The sequence below is a fragment of the Pseudomonas tremae genome (genome assembly GCF_023278125.1).
Lineage (GTDB): Bacteria > Pseudomonadota > Gammaproteobacteria > Pseudomonadales > Pseudomonadaceae > Aquipseudomonas > Aquipseudomonas tremae.
Genome location: NZ_CP066270.1, coordinates 3,921,584 through 3,938,828, shown reverse-complemented (window position 1 = coordinate 3,938,828; position 17,245 = coordinate 3,921,584). Strand labels below are relative to the sequence as shown.

The following is a 17,245-nucleotide window of genomic DNA, read 5'->3' as shown; positions in this document are numbered from 1 at the left end:
GTCGCGCCCTTCAAAAATGGGGGCGGGCATGGGTTATTTACTTTTCGTTACGCTGATCCAGGCGTTTTCTTTCAGCCTGATCGGTGTCTATCTGGCCGGGCACGTCGACAGCTATTTCGCGGTGCTTGTCCGCGTGGTGCTGGCCGGTCTGGTATTCATTCCTCTGACCCGCTGGCGTCAGGTCGAGCCCCAATTCATGCGCGGCATGCTGCTGATCGGCGCGCTGCAATTCGGTGTCACTTATGTCTGCCTGTACCTGAGTTTTCGCGTGCTGACAGTGCCCGAAGTGCTGCTGTTTACCATCCTCACGCCACTCCACGTAACGTTGATAGAAGATGCGCTGAACCGGCGCTTCAACCCTTGGGCGTTATTGGCGGCAATGGTTGCTGTGCTGGGTGCGGGAGTGATTCGCTATGACGGCCTGAGCGGCGACTTCCTCGGCGGCTTCCTGCTCCTGCAACTGGCCAACTTCACCTACGCCGCCGGGCAGGTGCTGTACAAGCATCTGGTGGCGCGCCACCCGAGCGACCTGCCGCATTACCGACGCTTCGGCTACTTCTATCTCGGCGCACTGGCGGTGGTGCTGCCTGCGTTCCTGATGTTCGGCAACCCGCAACACCTGCCCGAAGCACCTACCCAATGGGTCGTGCTGCTGTTTCTCGGCCTGTGCTCGACGGCGCTGGGCATGTACTGGTGGAACAAAGGGGCGTGCATGGTCAACGGCGGCACACTGGCGGTGATGAATAACCTGCATGTGCCGCTGGGGCTGTTGATCAATCTGCTGATCTGGAACCAGTATGAGGACTTCACCCGCCTGCTGATTGGCGGCGGGGTGATCGTGGCGTCGGTATGGATCAGTCGCCTGGGTGTGCCGGAGGGTGTTTCCGGCACACGTTGAGTCAGACGTGCTGGCCTCCGTTGACGTGAATTTCTGCACCATTCACATACGACGCGCCAGCCGTACACAAAAAGTAGATCAGCGAAGCGACTTCCTCGGGCTTGCCCAGACGATGCATCGGCACCAGTCGCTCGACAATCTCTGCGGTGCCGGGTGACAGAATCGACGTATCGATCTCGCCCGGTGCGATGGCATTGACCCTTATCCCGTGCGGACCGAAATCAAAAGCCATCTCCCGCGTCAACGCAGACAGTGCCGCCTTGGACGTGGCATAGGCGACGCCTGCAAACGGGTGGACCTTCGAGCCGGCGATCGAGGTGACATTGATGATGCTGCCCTTGGCCGCCTTCAACTCGTCAAACAACCCGCGCGCCAGCAGCGCGGTGGAGAACAGATTGACGTTGAACACCTTGATCCAGGTGCTGTAATCCGACTCAAGCACACCCATGCGACCGCCTTCTTCGGTCTTCGGCGAAACGCCCGCATTGTTCACCAGCGCATCGAGACGTCCACCGAGCTTGTCCTTGATCGCCGCCATGCTCTCGCTGACGCTGTCGATGTCTTCCAGGTCCAGATGGATATGGTTGAGCAGACCCTCGGCCCACGGGCAGTCAGCGACCCAGTTTTGCCTTGAAGCCGTGAACACTTCCCAGCCTGCGGCATTGAAATGCTTGACCGTGGCATGACCGATACCCCGGCTTGCGCCAGTCAGCAAAAGCTTTTTCTTGTCGCCCATGAGTGCGTTCCGGTTTTATTGGATGGATGCATCATGTTTTTTGGTGGGTGGAGTGTCAATGACAGCGCAGTGATTGCTCACTGGCATGAGGCGGCTGGCAGGGATATCGTGTTTGTCAGCCAATCACCAACGTCAGCATTAACTTGCACAGGAGGCAGCATGTTTGAGAAAAGCATCTGGCTGAATGAACCCCGACACTGGAGCGTGGCAGACGAGTGTTTGACAGTCACCACAGATCCGCAAACCGATTTCTGGCAGCACACGCACTACGGCTTCTGCCGCGACACGGGTCATTTTCTGGGCGTTTCGGTGTCGGGTGATTTCACCGCTCAAGTGCATGTACAGGGTGACTTCAAGACGCTTTACGATCAGGCGGGCTTGATGGTCCGCATTGACGAGCACAACTGGGTCAAAACCGGCGTTGAAGTCAGCGACGGAGCCCTGATGCTGGGTAGCGTTTTGACCTGCGGGCAGTCGGATTGGGCAACGGGTGCGTTTGATGAGTCATCATCCAGCCTCTGGCTGCGAGTCACTGTCGCCAAGGGTGTGATGCGTATTCAGCACTCCAGCGACGGGCTGCGCTGGCCATTGCTGCGCCTGGCGCCATTTCCCGTCAGCGAGTCTTATGCCGTAGGGCCAATGTGCTGCAGCCCGGAGCGGGGAGGGCTGGAAGTGGTGTTCTCTCATTTTGAAGTGATGCCTGCACTGGGCAAGGATTTGCATGATCTGACATGAATTGCTCTTCAACCGGTACGTACAGGCCAGTTGAAGAGCGACATGATTACATCGATTTATTCTCGGTAGTGAATGTGCAGTTTTCGGGGGAGGTCTTTTCACATACGTTATAGGTGAGGCCAAAAGGCCCATCTTCTTTTTTCCAGGTGCTGCCTGAAGTTTTTACAGTGAAGTCCTTATTGTTTTTAGCGATGAAACGCATGTCCAGCGCCTCGCGCCCACCGATGTTGTAGGTACAGTGTTGGAACATCTCAGGTGCGCCTGCGCCCTCTTGAATAGCGATGGCCAGGCCAAAGGACTGCACAGGCATTTTTTTTGTCACCACGCCTTGCAATACACCTGTCCACTCGCCGTCATTGCCGCTCGCGCGGTACACGCCGGGTGAGACCTGCTCGATCTTCGAGACGGCAGGGCAGTTTTCCGCCGCTTGAGAGGTCATGGATATTCCCAGTAGGGAAGTCGTAATTGTAGTGATGAGTAATATTTTTTTCATGATATTCCTTTGGTTGAATAGTTGATTCTTGAAGTGTGGATAGGCTTGCATGCGGGTTTTTGGGTGCAGTTAGACGACGCGAAATTTTTTCAGGTTTGCCGTTTGGTTACATATTTTTATCGGATGCTTAACAGCAAGTATGTTGCGTATTGTCTCGTTCTTAAATATGCTTGTGTTTCAGGAATAACTTGATCATATGCAATGTGGATGCGGCTATCTTAGGCGCTAGTCTATTTGTTGTCTGCGCCTCCAAACCTTAATTGTTTGTAGGAAATGACGCTGGTTTTTGTGGGGATAATGGGCTGGTTTACTATCCCTGAAACGCTGTCCCTATAGCAGGGCTAACGGCAGCGTTATTCCTTGCGCCCAGATCTAGGTGATGTTGCCACACCAGATCTGATTGGGCGCGGCTACATCGAACTCCCGATTCAAAATATTCGGAATATCAGGTCGCTTCACTGTTGTTTTTATATAAGCATGCGAACCCGATTGCTTGCTGATTAATCCCAGTTCCTCGCATCAGACCACGCACTTTGAGCCGACCGATTTGCTCTGAGGCGTTACGCCACTGCGCTCCTGCTGGAGCTGGCTTACCCAGCGACGCAGCGCAGATCACCTCTGCTCAAGGCCCGGCACGCACACCTTTCTCCTGTGCTTCCTTTACAAGCCGCTCACGGTCTTCAGGAAGCAGCATTCGCGCTTCAACCAGCGAGTCTGCGGCTTTACTCACTGCAGACACATAAGCCTCCTTCGTGGGGTAGCGTTCCTCCAGGGAAAGGCGAGGATCTCCGGCCATGATTCGCTCTTTCTTCGTCGCGGCAAACGGGAGGAAGCTGCCTTGGAAGTTACAAAAGCCGCCATCAAAAAACTCTGGCCGGAAGGTGTTCCAACCTGTGTAAGTCCCGATGGGAGCACCTAAATACACATCCCGAACGCCACCAACATCAATTCCGTCTGCATCCACTTGAGGTACCAAGAGGCCGTAACTACCGACACCCGATTTCGGCGGCTCGCTTGTGAGAATGCCAGAGCTGTCTTCGGGACGAAAACCAGGCCCAAAATCAAGCACTTGAAGGCTATTGACGACACCGGTGTAGCGGAGCGCGGGGCGTGAAACGCCACCATAATTGGTCGCGGGGATGAGCGGGAAAATGACCCTGTCCGCGGGCACAAGGGTGCCGTTCGCCACAGAAGGCTTTATCGAAGCTGGCGGTGTTGTCTCATCACGAACCCAGCCAACGAGATTGATGAACGCTGCGCGCATTGTCCAGGTGTGTGGATTTGGATTTGATTGCACTTGGCAAAGCCCAAAGGGTGGGTTAACCGGGAGCGGCAAAGATGGCGGGGCGTGCTGCGTACTTGCCATAATAAAAGTGCGGACGTTTTCCGGTTCATCTGCATCGCGCAAGCCGAGTGGGTCGGTAAGGCCAAGCGACTGGCGTCCTTCCCAAAGCTCGAGGGCTGTTGCCATGTGGAATATTAAAGGGCAAGTATTGTTATCGCTGCAGCGATCCAGCAAACCCTGCGAGCGTCCGGTAACAGGATCGGTTTCCCGGCCATAGGTAAACGGAAAATCGTAAGCAGGGTAGTCATGATCGACCTGCTGACCCCACGCCCGACCAGGTTGAGCAAATCGTATGTTGAGCGGCATCAGGCCGCCACCGATATGCGGCATTGCACCATCGTAGACCCGATGACCTTCCTCGTTGCGGTTGAAACCCAGTGCGATCATGCTGCGGATGAATCGCCCTGCTTGTGATGAGCCAGTGATAATCAACTTGACCTTATGCCCATGCACTACAGGGTTGGGCACACCTGTATCGTCATGCTCAGCCTGCTGAAAAAACGCACCCACATCCCGGGCAATAGCAAAACCAATACCCATTACCGTTGGCTCCTTGGCCCGGTAAATCAGCTCGTAAAGCTTACCGGGTTGAAAACCAGCGGATAGGCAAATTTGGGTTTCGTTCGGCGTATCGCAATCGCCAAAACTCCATTCAGTTACTGGAATTTCCTGTCTAGGCGCATTCGCCCGCGAACGCACCGTCAACGTCGGACGAAAGCCATTCGCAAGCACTTTAGTATTGTCGGTTTCAACCGATTTATAGCTCGTATGAGGGGGCGTGGAGGTGAACCAACCTGCGGATATGTTGAGGCTGACGGTCGGTGAGAGCGTAGTCAACTCACTGCGCACCACACCTGTTACCGGCGACCCATCATTATTTATAGCTGTCGGCAATTGCACCATCATGCGGTTGTCGCCTGGGGCAACGTCCCCTTGCCAGGCAAACGCGATCAGCGTCGTCCCTAGCCGTTGTAGAAAACCGTCCCCGGAGACTTCGAAGTTGTTGAACGTTGCTGGATCGCCCCGCATATCAGCATTGAACAATAACATCGCTCGCTTAGAGCCTCGATTGGGCACATCAAATAGAAGGATGTTATTCGATTTAGCCAAGTCGGCGGGACGCAGGATTGCAATATCACTAGTATATTCAACCATTCCACGACCGTTACGGGGTGCAAGTTCGATGTCTTGAATAATCTTATTACCAGAAGCTCCTGGGTCTAATTCACCATGAGCACGCGCAAAGATGCGTACGTAAGCTCCTGTATGCCCGAAACTTTCGCCTCCGAATGCGGGCTCGGTCCGCAGGATCTCCACTTGTGTAATACGGGCTTGGGCGGGTGCTGCAGCGATCATCATGAAGCTTGTAAACGCTGCAGCCTGAAATAGGCGATTCATCTTTACCCCCAATTTGTCTTTTTTTATAGATGGCTTTTGATTCTCTTATAGCAGTGACTTGTACAGACCAAAAGGCTTCAAGCATAGCCCGCAGCTTGTTCAGTTCTCATGAATTTTTAAGCGTTCCGAGAGCCGACCTTCAATTTCAGCATTCAGGCGGTTTGTAGGGGGCGACGCCGTATCTTTTCCGCTGAATGCAAACGCGAGGCTGCAGACCTCGTGCTTGATCCAAGGCTATAGCCACATTGAGGCCTCTCGCCTCCTGGTAGTTTGCGAGTCTGCGCTACGTCGCTGGGCTAACCGGCTTCAACAGGAGCGTAACGGTACAATAACCCCGCAGAACAAAGCCCTGATGTATCTCGAACATGCCACTTAGACCATTGCATGCGACTTTGGTTGGGTGTCGCTAGGAGCTGTCTACGCAAATTTGAAGCGCCGCTGGCAACTGCAGTAGCGTGTCGATGATGCAGGAAGAGTATGAGCAGATTGGCGGTTCACGTGACGTTGCCTGATGAAGGAACCGGGATTGATCAGCAAGCAACCGGGCTAGCACGCTTATAAAAAGCGACGCTGAAGCGACCAGATATTCCGACGTCCAAGGTTAAGCTTCTGACGTGGAGATAGAGACAGCTCAGCGCGCATCTTGTAGTCACAACGTCAGCAATGCGGACTTAAGCCAGCGGATTGCGCACAAGTATATCGATCGCGAACACTCCCAGTAGCGCACCGGACGCCCAGCGGTGCGCGCGCATGGCATTCGGGCGGGCGGTAAGGAAGCGACTGACTCGCGCGGCAGCCAGGACGATCAGGCCGTTCAATGTAAGTGCGATGGATATCTGTACCAGCCCCAACTGTATGTACTGTTGCAGGGTCGAACCTTTCGAGGGATCAATGAACTGGGGGATCAGCGCGGAATACATCAGCGCTATCTTCGGGTTGAGCAAGTTAGTTACCAGCCCCATGGTGAAAAGCTTTCGAGGTGAGTGCGGGGGAAGTTCGCGCGGCTGGAAGGGTGACGCGCCCCTGAACATATTCCAGGCTAAATATCCGAGGTAGAATGCCCCCCCGATTCGGACCACGTAATAGGCCATCGGGAAGGCCTTGAACAATGCTGCCAGACCCAGTCCTGAAGCAACCAGGTAACAGCCGAATCCCAATGCGACCCCTGCCAGCGAGATCATGCCTGCCAGACGTCCTTGTGAAATCGCTCTGGACGTCAGGTAGACCATGATCGGCCCCGGCGTCATGACCATGCCCAGCGCGATGATCGCCACACCAATCAGATTCTCTACTGGCATATCAATATGTACCTTTTCTCGTGATCAGGTCTTTTATCGGAGGGTAGAGTCGTGCCCGCCCAGGTCTCCACATGATCGAGTTGCCGAGATTTCAATGACCCGGTCTGACTGTCCCTGAATCATCGTCTGTGCTGGATTTTAAGGTTTGGAGACAGGCAATTTTTCGTCAGTAACTGAGTCGATCCAGTGGGAGAGTCAACAGATCAAACGCTCAAACGACTGGAAAGGACTGTTTGGATGACACGACCCTGAACGAAGAATCGGATCTGAGTGGCAGGAATCGCAGAATGGTTCCCAAGCCAAGGCATGCTGACTCAAGAAAGAGGTCCGGAGCGCAGCATCGGGGATCAAATGCGTGCTTGGAATGTTGGGATCATCGATCACCTGCTTTCTACCAGAGCATCGGTTATCCTCAAGTCTTATAAGACGCGAGAATCACGCCTCCGTTATTGGCTTGGCTCGCACAGCGCGGGCCAGTAGTTTCATCTGAAACGCCTGCACATGAAACATGTCGATTGCAGGAGGGTACGTTTTATCTGAGAGTGTTACAGGTGGCGATTATTCAATCATGAAGCGACCAGATGTTTTATGAAGTGAGTCGAGTTGTCATACAAGATCACGGCGCCAAGCAGTGTTTCAGAAGTTCGGTTCGCACAAGTCTCGTCGAACTCAAGCGGGATCCCTTCATTGGCGAACAGGTCTTTCAATGCATCCGCAGTGCTGACTGAGAAATCACCCTCTGTATTCCCCCCGTGCATGGCTACGCGCAGTGTCAGCCCCTGCTCTTTAGTCGTTCGCAGATAATCGCGCACAGAGGCTAAAACTTCTTCTGGCACAAGGTCTTTGCGACGAAAAGGGAGCAGATGGAATACGCGGACTTTCGCGCCCGGCATACGTTCACCCGTACCAGCATCCACGTTTTTCGCCGCACACGCGACAGCAATACACGCACTCATGTTGTCTGCGATAACAGGCATATTTACCTGGCTCGTGCCAGCACTGTATAAATGCCGAGTCCCTTCATCATTGGGCACAGAGCAGTTGAATCCAGCCACTTTGACAGTCGTGGTCCTGTCGATCTGGAAACTGTAATCCAAACCTGCTCTAGAGTGATACACCATGGACCCATGGGAGTATAGATTGACTACGGTCCTTTATTAAGTTACCGCGATGCCGTCTTTCTGCTTGATACGCCGCTAAAGAAACCATGCTAAGCGTATAATCTCCACCGCACCGTGCGAGTTGAAAATGAGAAAATGTGGCCGGACGTTCGTCAACCTCGCCTGATGTGTTGTAGCTCGCAGATTCTGTTTGATGGCTGGATACAGGCCTGGCGTTTGGAGAGCTTGCAGCCATTTCCCAGTGGTCACTGTCATTGTAGCTGTAGCTGTAGCTGCTACCAGAATGTTTTGAAACACATAGCCCCATAACGGTTCTCTCTTTAATGGAGGGTTATCCAAGGTCACAGCGACATAGCCGAAAAGGTAGTGTGGTCGTTGCCACGCCTTATGTGGCTGATACATAGGGTGCGCTGGTTTATTTTCTTTTTGTGATGTGATGCCTGGATTTCGATTACGACAATGCTCAGGGCAAGCGAGCAGCACATGTTGAGTGTTATGTTCGATCACAGGTGTTGAACAATTTGACACTCGTTTGCATGTGGCCTCAAAAAAGAAAACCACTGAGTGGCTAAAACTCTCCAGCGGTTCCATATCCCAAATCACGATAACTCGAGGCGGGGAACAACGGGGCCTCGTGTGGCTGGGTTGCTCTAGCGAAGCGGCAGCCGTTGCAGGGGGACGCAATTTCGCTGTTGAAAGCGGCCAAGTTGTGTTGAGCAAGCCCAGTTGAAGTCGGGCTTGGCTCTTCGAGTTTTGATCCTGACCTTTGCGGCCATTGTTGACTATAGACACTGCCCTGACATCTCCAGCTCAGGCGGTGGCGATGATCACCGAACAACTTTTACCCAATGAATAGCACCAGCTAAAAGCTCGAAAATCACAGTGTGCGATTAGCAGGCGCTTACAGAACTGACTCTTCGCAGGTTCGCTATCTAGAGGAGAACGGGAGGCAGCAATCATGAGCCCACGACCAACAGGCAATCATCAGGTCAGGATCAATTGATGGACGCCTGGTTGGGCTATAAAAATCGGCAATATAATGGCGTATATCTCTTGGATCGAGGCATTTATCAATGCTGCGCAGGAGGCGATTGGCTGGGATATGGCCTTCAATGTCAAACGAGCAAAGCAGTCGCTTTTGTCCGCTCGACATCATGCTGCAAATCTTCCGCTGGCCGAGGACCTGATTTTGCCGCAGGCCAGGCAGGAAATTTACTTTTTCAACAAAATCGGCCAAAAGCGGCGGCTTAATATAGCGCCTGCCATGACGGCTCTTGCAGACACTATCAATGCTACTTTATGCCACACCACTTTCAGGAAATCTTATATCCAGACTTCGTGACGATTTAATCATGGCAGCACACTCGTCACTGATGACGGGTCTACTAAAGAAATACCCCTGCATTTGATCGCAGCCATACGTCACAAGCAGCTCTAACTGGTCGACTGTTTCGACGCCTTCTGCAATGACCTTAAGGCCCAATTCGTGCGCCAGTACTATTACCGCCCTGGTGATGGCGGCGTCCTCATGATTGCTTGTTATATCCTTTATGAACACCCTGTCGATTTTGAGGGCGTCAAGAGGGAAGCGCCTCAAGTAGGCCAGACTGGAATAGCCCGTTCCAAAATCATCGACCGACAGGCTTATACCATACGACTTTATATCTTTAAGTATTTCAACCGCCGACTCGGGGTCGATCATGAGCATCGATTCGGTAAGTTCGAACTCTAAAAGAGCGGGGTTGACGCCGTATTCTTCAACAATGTGCTTGACCGTCTCTGCCAGGCCTTTCACCTGAAGCTGCCTGACTGAAAGATTGATGGCGATCGGGACCAGCCTGATAGTGTTCTCTTCCCAGCTTTTTATAGTTTCACAGACTTTGCGGATAACCCACAGGCCGACAGGAATTATCAGCCCAGTGTCCTCAAGAATTGGGATAAAGTCAGCCGGAGAAACCATGCCTTGCTCCGGGTGATTCCACCGCAATAAAGCCTCCAAACCACTTATCCTGCCATCGGTGAGGCTGACCTTCGGCTGAAAATGTAAAATAAATTCGTCGCGATCAAGTGCGCCCCGCAGTAGCGTTTCAGTCTGCAAGCGCTTGATTAAACTTTCGTTCATTCTGGCGTTGTAAAACTTGAAATTGTTACGGCCGCTTTTTTTTGCATGGTACATGGCGGTGTCTGCATTCTTTAAGATGACACCCGTATCCCGCCCATCGAACGGATAATTAGCGATACCGACACTCGCGGAAACAAATATATCCTGGCCGCCAAGATCAAACGGTTTTGCTAACGCATCAATAACGTGGGTCGCAAGCAATTTTATGAGGCTCTCGGAATAGGCACGGTGTGTGACGACGATCGAAAATTCGTCGCCTCCCAGCCGTGCAACCACACTGTTCTCATCAATGCAGTCTTTCAAGCGACGGCCCGCCTGGATAAGCAATTGATCGCCTACTGAATGCCCCATGGTGTCATTCACGGCTTTGAACCTGTCCAAATCTATAAATATGACGCTTACTGCATCTGGCGCTGACGTTTTTCGACTAATTAACTCGCGCAGATAATTGTTGAGGAACCAGCGATTAGGCAGATGGGTGAGCGAATCATTTTCGGCCAGGTAGGTTAGCTTTTTCTTTGCGTCATACCTTTCAAGCGCGGCAGCCAATAGGTTGGCCAGTGTTTGAATGTAGCTAACGTCTTCACGTGTGAATGAGTAGTCAGCGCTGGCATACACGCCGAGCACGCCCTTGAATACTTCCCGGCAAGAGATATCAACCTCCAGGCTACTTCTAATATTGTACATTTCCACTGTGCTATCAGGAAGCAGTGCGTAGCTGTTATCAGGCGCATCAGAGTGAATGACGAACCCGGCAAAAGAAGCAGTGCCGTTCAAGAAATCATCGTGATAACTGCCGCGGGTTTCAACGTGGGTAAAGCCGACCTCCGCTTTGAGGATAACCGCGTGGCTCACTCGATCAACAACTAATAAAGCGGCCTTGCTCAATGTTAATCCTTGCGCCGCCGTCAGTGCTGCCCGTTCTCCTAGCGTACTGACGTTTTCTTCTGTCAATGCCTGCTGGCCAAACAAGGCGATAAGGTTTTGCCTTCTGGCGTTATCCAGAATTGCGACCTCAAACTCTTTTCGGTCTGTAATATCGATGTCGATGCAAATATATTTTTCAACGCCACCCATGTCATCGAGAATAGGGATGATAGTGCGTCGATGCCATGCATCCTTACCGGTACGACCTGAAAGCCTGACCTCGCCGTTCCACACCTCATTTTCCGGTGCCCATCGCCACGGCTCAGTGGCTGAAGACATACCGGTCCAGACTTCATCGATCGTCAACTCTAAAAGCTCGGCTCGCGAATGCTGTGAGCTTGTTACGAATCGTTCGTTAACGTAGGTGATACGTCCGGAGGCCGAAACTTCGCAAACGATTGAAACCTCATCCAGGGCATTTTTATGCTGCACCAGCGTATTCATCAACGATTCGATACGCAGGCCAAAGTGATTGCGCATGCTCGCGGCAGTACGGTTTACTGCTTTTATAGCCTCCTGTATTTCCATGGGAGCATCAGCGACCAACATGGCTTCTGCTGCCACTGCGCCTGAAGCGATTTCTGCCTCATAAGAGTGAAGCTTGCCCAAGTGGGCAAGCGAACGCTTGATCATGAACCCCATCAGAATCAAACTTATCAGTAAAAAAAATACCGCAAATAGTGTGGCCTGGATCACCAGGCTATAAAGTTCTGCAGCAATTTTTTCGGCGTTAAAAGACAAGCGCATAACGCCATAATCTTTCCCGCCAATAGTGATGGGGCGATTGACATCGAATAATCTTGCAGCGACCTCGGACTCTATCCACGCAGGGACTCTCCCAACGGGCGCGCTGGCTGCCTCAAGGCGAATGACGCCCCCCGACAGGTCAATAAACATGGCCGATTTGAACGGCGAGCGAGCCAGGGTTTTTTCGAGGGTTCTTTTGATGGTGTCGTAATCGCCGATGACGACACTTTCCTCTACCGCTTGCGCGGCAACCTCTATCAGCATGTTAGCGGTGTCTTGTATCTCTTCAATGTGCTGAAGCAACTGGTTTTTATAAAACAGAACCAGACCTGTCGTCAGAAAAGTCAGTATCAGAATAGACAGCATCGCCAGTATTCGCGATGTCAGTGATTTGGGCAGCAGGCTTTTAAGGAAACTCATTAACAGCCTCTCCAGCTAAAGGTGGGATTGGTTACTTACGGCTTGCTGGCAAGCTATTATAAAAGTCCCGATAGGAAGCATAATCCGCTTCTGTCGCAGGAATGAAAGTAATCGGTACCGGGGCATGAACCAACTCGGTCGCCTCACGAAGGATTCTGCTGCCGTCAGCATCATGTTGCATATTAAAAAAAGCGTTGGCTACCGCATCACGTTCTTTTTTAGACACCCGAGGGGATGCCATGAGGGCTAAATCATTGAACGAGGCCGAACTCCACAGTACGCGGAACGACTTTCCTTCTCTCTCAGTGTAACCGCTTACAAGCTGTGAGTTGGCCCCCATCGCTTGAGCCTTGCAACTAAGGATTTGGCTAAAAGCACCATCCATGTTTCCGGCAAACACAGTAGACGTGTTGATTCCTTTCTTTACCAATTCCGAGCTTGTGACTTTATAAGCAATGAACGCTTCGGGTCCTGGGTAAACGACTTCTTTGCCCTCTAGTTCCGAAAGGCTGTGAATGGGCGAGTCGGCAGGTACCACGATCTGCCCTTCGAGGGCAGGCGCGTCACGGCGACCAAACACTGTCCAGCCCATTTTATCGCGTTCCGGGCTAAAAAGATGGTTGGTAAATGCGAAATCAACTTCTTGCGCGAGCACGTAGCTTGTTGTGTCAGAGGATGTTCGTCCTAATTTCAGCGTGAGATTCACCCCGCTTTTTTCGGACACATACTTTATGATTGGGTTCCAGAAACTGGCTGACAGATTAAGATTGTACTGATTGACAGGCGAAAAATTATAGACTTTAAGCTCTTCAGAAACCGCCACATTCGCCAGGGCAAAAGACAGTGTAATAAGTATAGCTTTGCAGCGCAGGCGTAACGTCACGTGTCAACTCCGACTGTATAATAACTTTCTTGCCCGACGGTGATTAGAGTGAACTTAATCTCAGCAATATAATATAATCGGCCGAGCCCCATGAATCTTAAGTGCAGCTTGCATGAATAAATATTAATCGACCCTCCAGCACACCTGCCTGCCCGCGCCAGAGCGACGTTGGTGTCCACCTCAAATTTGCAGTGGGCACCACGTGTGGCCTTCACAAGGGCTTTTCATGCAGTGACAACAATGTTCCTGTTCCTGGTCGCTCAAGCCCAAGTCATTCAAGAGTGCGCACAGCCCGGAACCTCTATTGCCCGCATCGCGCTTAACCACAGCCTCAACGCGAACCTCGACCTTGGATTCGGCTGAAACCGCAAAACAGCAAGGCGCGCCACTTCATCACGAACACGTAGCTTGGTGAGATCGAAGGATGACCCGTCGTGATACGGCCGAGGTCGGCCGATACGTCCAAACGCTTAACTCTGTGCAAGGACTTTCAAACTTCAAGAAGCCGCTGTGCGAAGCCACCTGGCGAGTTTGATCTTGAGATCCCTACCGCTAACAGGCAGCTATCCCTGCTCAGACACGACCCGCTGTGACTCTCCCCGCAACCCCGCCCGCATATCCGCCCCACTGGGCTGCTGATACAAACTCAACCCGAACTCCGGCATCACCGTAATCAGATAATCGAAAATATCCCCCTGTATCCGCTCGTAATCGACCCACACGGTAGTGCGGGTGAAGCAGTAGATTTCCAGCGGGATGCCCTGTGAAGTGGGTTCCAGTTGGCGGACCATGCAAGTCATGCCGGGGTTGATCTCGGCGTGGCTTTTCAGATAAGCCAGGGCGTAGGCGCGGAAGGTGCCGATGTTGGTCATGCGCCTGCGGTTGGCGGACATTTGTGCGACGTTGCCTTGTGCCTGGTTCCAGGCCAGCAGTTCGGCCTGTTTGCGACCGATGTAGTCGGTGAGCAGGTGGATTTGCATGAGTTGCTGTTCTTCATCGTCACGCACGAAGCGCACGCCGCTGGCGTCGATGAACAGGCTGCGTTTGATGCGACGTCCGCCTGATTGCTGCATGCCGCGCCAGTTGCGGAACGACTCTGACATCAGGCGCCAGGTCGGGATGGAAACGATGGTTTTGTCGAAGTTCTGCACTTTGACGGTATGCAGGGTGATGTCCACCACGTCGCCATCCGCGCCGACTTGCGGCATCTCGATCCAGTCACCGACGCGCAGCATATCGTTGCTGGTCAACTGTACGCTGGCAACGAACGACAGCAGGGTGTCCTTGTAGACCAACAGGATGACCGCCGACATGGCGCCAAGGCCGGACAGCAGCAACAGCGGCGAACGGTCGATCAGCGTGGCGACGATGATGATTGCAGCGAAGACGTAGAGGATCATCTTCGACAGTTGCACGTAGCCCTTGATGGAGCGGGTGCGGGCGTGTTCGGTGCGGGCGTAGATGTCCAGCAGGGCGTTGAGCAAGGCTCCGATGGCCAGGGTCATGAACAGGATGGTGAAGGCCATGGCGATATTGCCGATCACGTTCCTGCCTGCGGTGCTCAAACCGGGCACCAGCGTGAGGCCGAATTGTATGACCAGTGACGGCACCATCTGCGCGAGTCGGTGGAAGACCTTGTTATGACGGAAGTCGTTGACCCAGTGCAATGAAGGCTGACGGCCCAGCATCCTCACCGTGTACAGCACCAGAAACCGCGCCACACGGCCAAGCACCAGTGCAGCTGTCAACAGGAGAATCAGGGCCAGCCCGGTGCGCACCCATGGATGCTGATCAAGCATGTCCCAGAGTTCCTGGGTCTTGAGCCAAAGCGCGTGAATATCCATTGAGACGGAGTTCTCCTGCGGGAAGAGGGGGCGCGATTAAAACATTAACGGTGTCCTGTCGGGCGAAGACTGGCAAAATCAGTGCGCGCGCAGGGTGGCGCAGCATAACGTCCGGGCATGACACGGAATATGACGACTTTTATAAGCCCCCAATTATTCATCGCAGGAGTGGCAGCGTGCAGGTTTCAATCATTCAAGATTCAATGTTGTGGTCTCGGGCACGTTCGTGGATTGCAGGGGCAGGGCTGATGCTGGCAACACTGACCAGTGTTGCCGCTGTGCCGACTACTTATGGCGAGATGGATACCAAGGCGTTCGAGAAATCGCCCAGGGACACCTACACCCTGCAGGACTTTTCCGATAAATACCGTGCCACGCTGGAGATTTCCGCCAAAGACGATGTGTTTCGTCCCGGCGTGATCAATGTCTATGACAAGGCCAGCGGTGCTTCGCTGATCCGCGTGCAGTCCGATGAACTGGTGCTCGGTACCGATCCGAAAACCGGCAAGGTCAAAACCAATGTGCATGAACTGCCCTACGGAGAGCAGAGCGTACTGATCTATCAGGATTTCAACTTTGACGGCATCAAGGACCTGGCGTTGATGGACGGCCAGAACAGCTGCTACCACGGCGCCTCGTTTCAGGTATTCCTCGGCACGGCCGATGGTTTTCGTCACAGTGATTCGTTTACCAAACTGGCGCAGAACAACTGCGGCATGTTCAACGTGGATGAAAAGAACCACAAGATCGACACGATGACCAAGGATGGATGTTGCTGGCACCAGACTTCTACGTACAGCATTCGTAACGGAGAACCGGTTCTGGAGACGCAGACGGTGATTGACCACACCGGCGGTTCAGGGCTGCCGACTGAAACCGTAAGCCGTAATCAGAATGGAAAGATGATGCACACCACCAGCATCGTCTGGGAGGAAGACGAACAGCGAGAAATTCTCTGGTCGTTCAGGCTCGCGCCGTCCGGCAAGCGAGTCGTTCTCTTTCGTTCAGGGCCCGCGAGCCCGGTCTTCTATGCCGCTGTAGACAGCAAGAATCAGGTGGGCCTGTTGTACCCGCAGGCCGACGGCGAGCAACTTAAGTACGACGACGCCAGTCACGTGTTGAGCTTCGCGCGCGGCGACACCGTTTACCGGATGGTGGCCGACGCAACGGGCGCGGCAAAAGGCATGCAAGTGGTGGCGCGAGGCAAAACCACGGAACTGAAATTGCTTCCAGGGCCTGCCGAAGGCTCGCTGAAAAAAGTCGCAGAGGCCCTGAAAGCCGCACAGTAGCAATCAATGCACTAACCGCGATACCTGACTGCCTCGACAAACGTACTGAATGCCGGCGACGCCTGTCGCCGGTTCGGGTAGTACAGGTGAAAGCCTTCGAAGTAGGGGCTCCAGTCAACCAGCACCTCTTTGAGGCGGCCGCTGGCGATATGCGGTTGTGCCAGGGAATCTGGCACATAGGCAAGCCCTACGCCGTCCAGGGCAGCATTGAGGACGTGGATCATGCTGTTGGACGTGAACTGCCCATTGACCCGAATGTTCAATTTGCGACTGTCTTTTTCAAACTCCCAGGCGTAGCAACTTCCATTCGGTGAGTGGCGGATGTTGATGCAGGTGTGTTGAGTCAGGTCCTGCGGCTGCAAGGGTACGGGATGTCGCTCGAAGTATGCGGGTGACCCGACTACCGACAGTCGCCAGTCCGGGCCGAGGCGTACGGCGATCATGTCCTTGCTGATGGATTCCCCCAGGCGAATGCCCGCGTCGAAACGTTCGCTGACAATGTTGGTGAAGCCGTAGTCGATGCAGATTTCGATCTGGATATCCGGGTACTGCGCGAGAAACCCCGCAAGCATGGGCCGAATGATGCCTTCTGCGGCGTCATCGGAACAGGTGATGCGGATGGTGCCAGCGGGCTTGTCACGCAGTTCGCCCAATACTTCGACCTCTGCTGCGATCTGATCCAGCAGCGGCCCTATCGAGCGCATCAGTTGTTCGCCTGCTTCGGTCGGGGCTACGTTGCGTGTGGTTCTCGCCAGCAGGCGCAAACCCATACGCTCTTCGAGCGCCCTCAGGGTGTGGCTCAACGCAGAGGGTGTCACGCCCAGTTTTGTGGCGGCCTTGGTAAAGCTTTGCTCCCGGGCAACCAGCAGAAGGCTTGCAGGTCATTGAGTTTGGGTGTGCTCATTGCTGAGTATCTCTCACAAAAGCGTGGAAATTACGGCGTCTAATAATGCTAATCCCTTTGCCCTAACCTGTGCCGACTATTTTGA

Annotated in this window: 11 protein-coding genes and 4 pseudogenes; 4 read left to right on the top strand and 11 right to left on the bottom strand. The window is 53.3% G+C overall.

Translation table 11 applies throughout. The features are described from left to right. The first annotated feature begins 28 nt into the window (after positions 1-28). Positions 29-898: a carboxylate/amino acid/amine transporter gene (locus I9H09_RS17815; protein WP_122323995.1), complete on the top strand. Its 870-nt coding sequence runs from the start codon at positions 29-31 to the stop codon at positions 896-898. Between the two features lies 1 nt (position 899). Here I9H09_RS17815 and I9H09_RS17810 read toward each other — a convergent pair whose 3' ends face one another. Continuing rightward, entirely contained in the window at positions 900-1,634 is a 735-nt protein-coding gene (locus I9H09_RS17810; RefSeq protein ID WP_005889482.1) for an SDR family NAD(P)-dependent oxidoreductase, read from the bottom strand. 159 nt (positions 1,635-1,793) lie between these two features. Here I9H09_RS17810 and I9H09_RS17805 point away from each other — a divergent pair, with 159 nt between their 5' ends. Then, positions 1,794-2,369 carry a DUF1349 domain-containing protein gene (locus I9H09_RS17805; RefSeq protein WP_122323993.1) on the top strand — a complete coding sequence of 192 codons (576 nt, stop codon included), beginning with the start codon at positions 1,794-1,796 and terminating at the stop codon, positions 2,367-2,369. Positions 2,370-2,415: 46 nt separating this feature from the next. Here the strand turns inward: I9H09_RS17805 and I9H09_RS17800 are convergent, their stop codons facing one another. The 3 genes and pseudogenes from I9H09_RS17800 to I9H09_RS17790 form a co-directional block, all read right to left on the bottom strand. Further along, positions 2,416-2,862 carry a DUF3757 domain-containing protein gene (locus I9H09_RS17800; RefSeq protein ID WP_183136744.1) on the bottom strand — a complete coding sequence of 149 codons (447 nt, stop codon included), beginning with the start codon at positions 2,860-2,862 and terminating at the stop codon, positions 2,416-2,418. A 375-nt stretch (positions 2,863-3,237) separates the two neighbouring features. Continuing rightward, positions 3,238-3,415: pseudogene (locus I9H09_RS17795) on the bottom strand (IS3 family transposase); the annotation flags it as partial. A gap of 69 nt (positions 3,416-3,484) precedes the next feature. Continuing rightward, on the bottom strand, positions 3,485-5,605 hold the full coding sequence (locus I9H09_RS17790) for an alpha/beta hydrolase domain-containing protein (RefSeq protein ID WP_236502556.1): 2,121 nt from the start codon (positions 5,603-5,605) through the stop codon (positions 3,485-3,487). 150 nt (positions 5,606-5,755) lie between these two features. On the opposite strand from I9H09_RS17790, the pseudogene I9H09_RS17785 reads away from it, so the two are divergent. Continuing rightward, positions 5,756-5,957 (top strand): annotated as a pseudogene (locus I9H09_RS17785) (transposase); the annotation flags it as partial. A 319-nt stretch (positions 5,958-6,276) separates the two neighbouring features. Here I9H09_RS17785 and I9H09_RS17780 read toward each other — a convergent pair. The 6 genes and pseudogenes from I9H09_RS17780 to I9H09_RS17755 form a co-directional block, all read right to left on the bottom strand. After that, a complete protein-coding gene (locus tag I9H09_RS17780; RefSeq protein ID WP_005889492.1) occupies positions 6,277-6,903 on the bottom strand; it encodes a LysE family translocator in 627 nt (208 codons plus the stop codon). Positions 6,904-7,469: 566 nt separating this feature from the next. Continuing rightward, complete coding sequence (gene xopAF / locus I9H09_RS17775) at positions 7,470-8,024, bottom strand: XopAF/AvrXv3 family type III secretion system effector (protein ID WP_283108488.1); 555 nt, start codon at positions 8,022-8,024, stop codon at positions 7,470-7,472. A gap of 979 nt (positions 8,025-9,003) precedes the next feature. Further along, positions 9,004-9,126: pseudogene (locus tag I9H09_RS27335) on the bottom strand (hypothetical protein); the annotation flags it as partial. A gap of 195 nt (positions 9,127-9,321) precedes the next feature. Continuing rightward, positions 9,322-12,240, bottom strand: a complete 2,919-nt coding sequence (locus tag I9H09_RS17765) for a putative bifunctional diguanylate cyclase/phosphodiesterase (RefSeq protein WP_122323987.1) — start codon at positions 12,238-12,240, stop codon at positions 9,322-9,324. Positions 12,241-12,271: 31 nt separating this feature from the next. Further along, entirely contained in the window at positions 12,272-13,123 is an 852-nt protein-coding gene (locus tag I9H09_RS17760; protein ID WP_236502557.1) for a phosphate/phosphite/phosphonate ABC transporter substrate-binding protein, read from the bottom strand. A gap of 563 nt (positions 13,124-13,686) precedes the next feature. Beyond that, positions 13,687-14,967, bottom strand: a complete 1,281-nt coding sequence (locus I9H09_RS17755) for a mechanosensitive ion channel family protein (RefSeq protein ID WP_122323983.1) — start codon at positions 14,965-14,967, stop codon at positions 13,687-13,689. Between the two features lie 176 nt (positions 14,968-15,143). On the opposite strand from I9H09_RS17755, the gene I9H09_RS17750 reads away from it, so the two are divergent. Further along, positions 15,144-16,256, top strand: a complete 1,113-nt coding sequence (locus I9H09_RS17750) for an XAC2610-related protein (RefSeq protein ID WP_122346737.1) — start codon at positions 15,144-15,146, stop codon at positions 16,254-16,256. An 11-nt stretch (positions 16,257-16,267) separates the two neighbouring features. On the opposite strand, the pseudogene I9H09_RS17745 reads toward I9H09_RS17750, so the two are convergent. Beyond that, positions 16,268-17,160 (bottom strand): annotated as a pseudogene (locus I9H09_RS17745) (LysR family transcriptional regulator). Between the last annotated feature and the right edge of the window lie 85 nt (positions 17,161-17,245).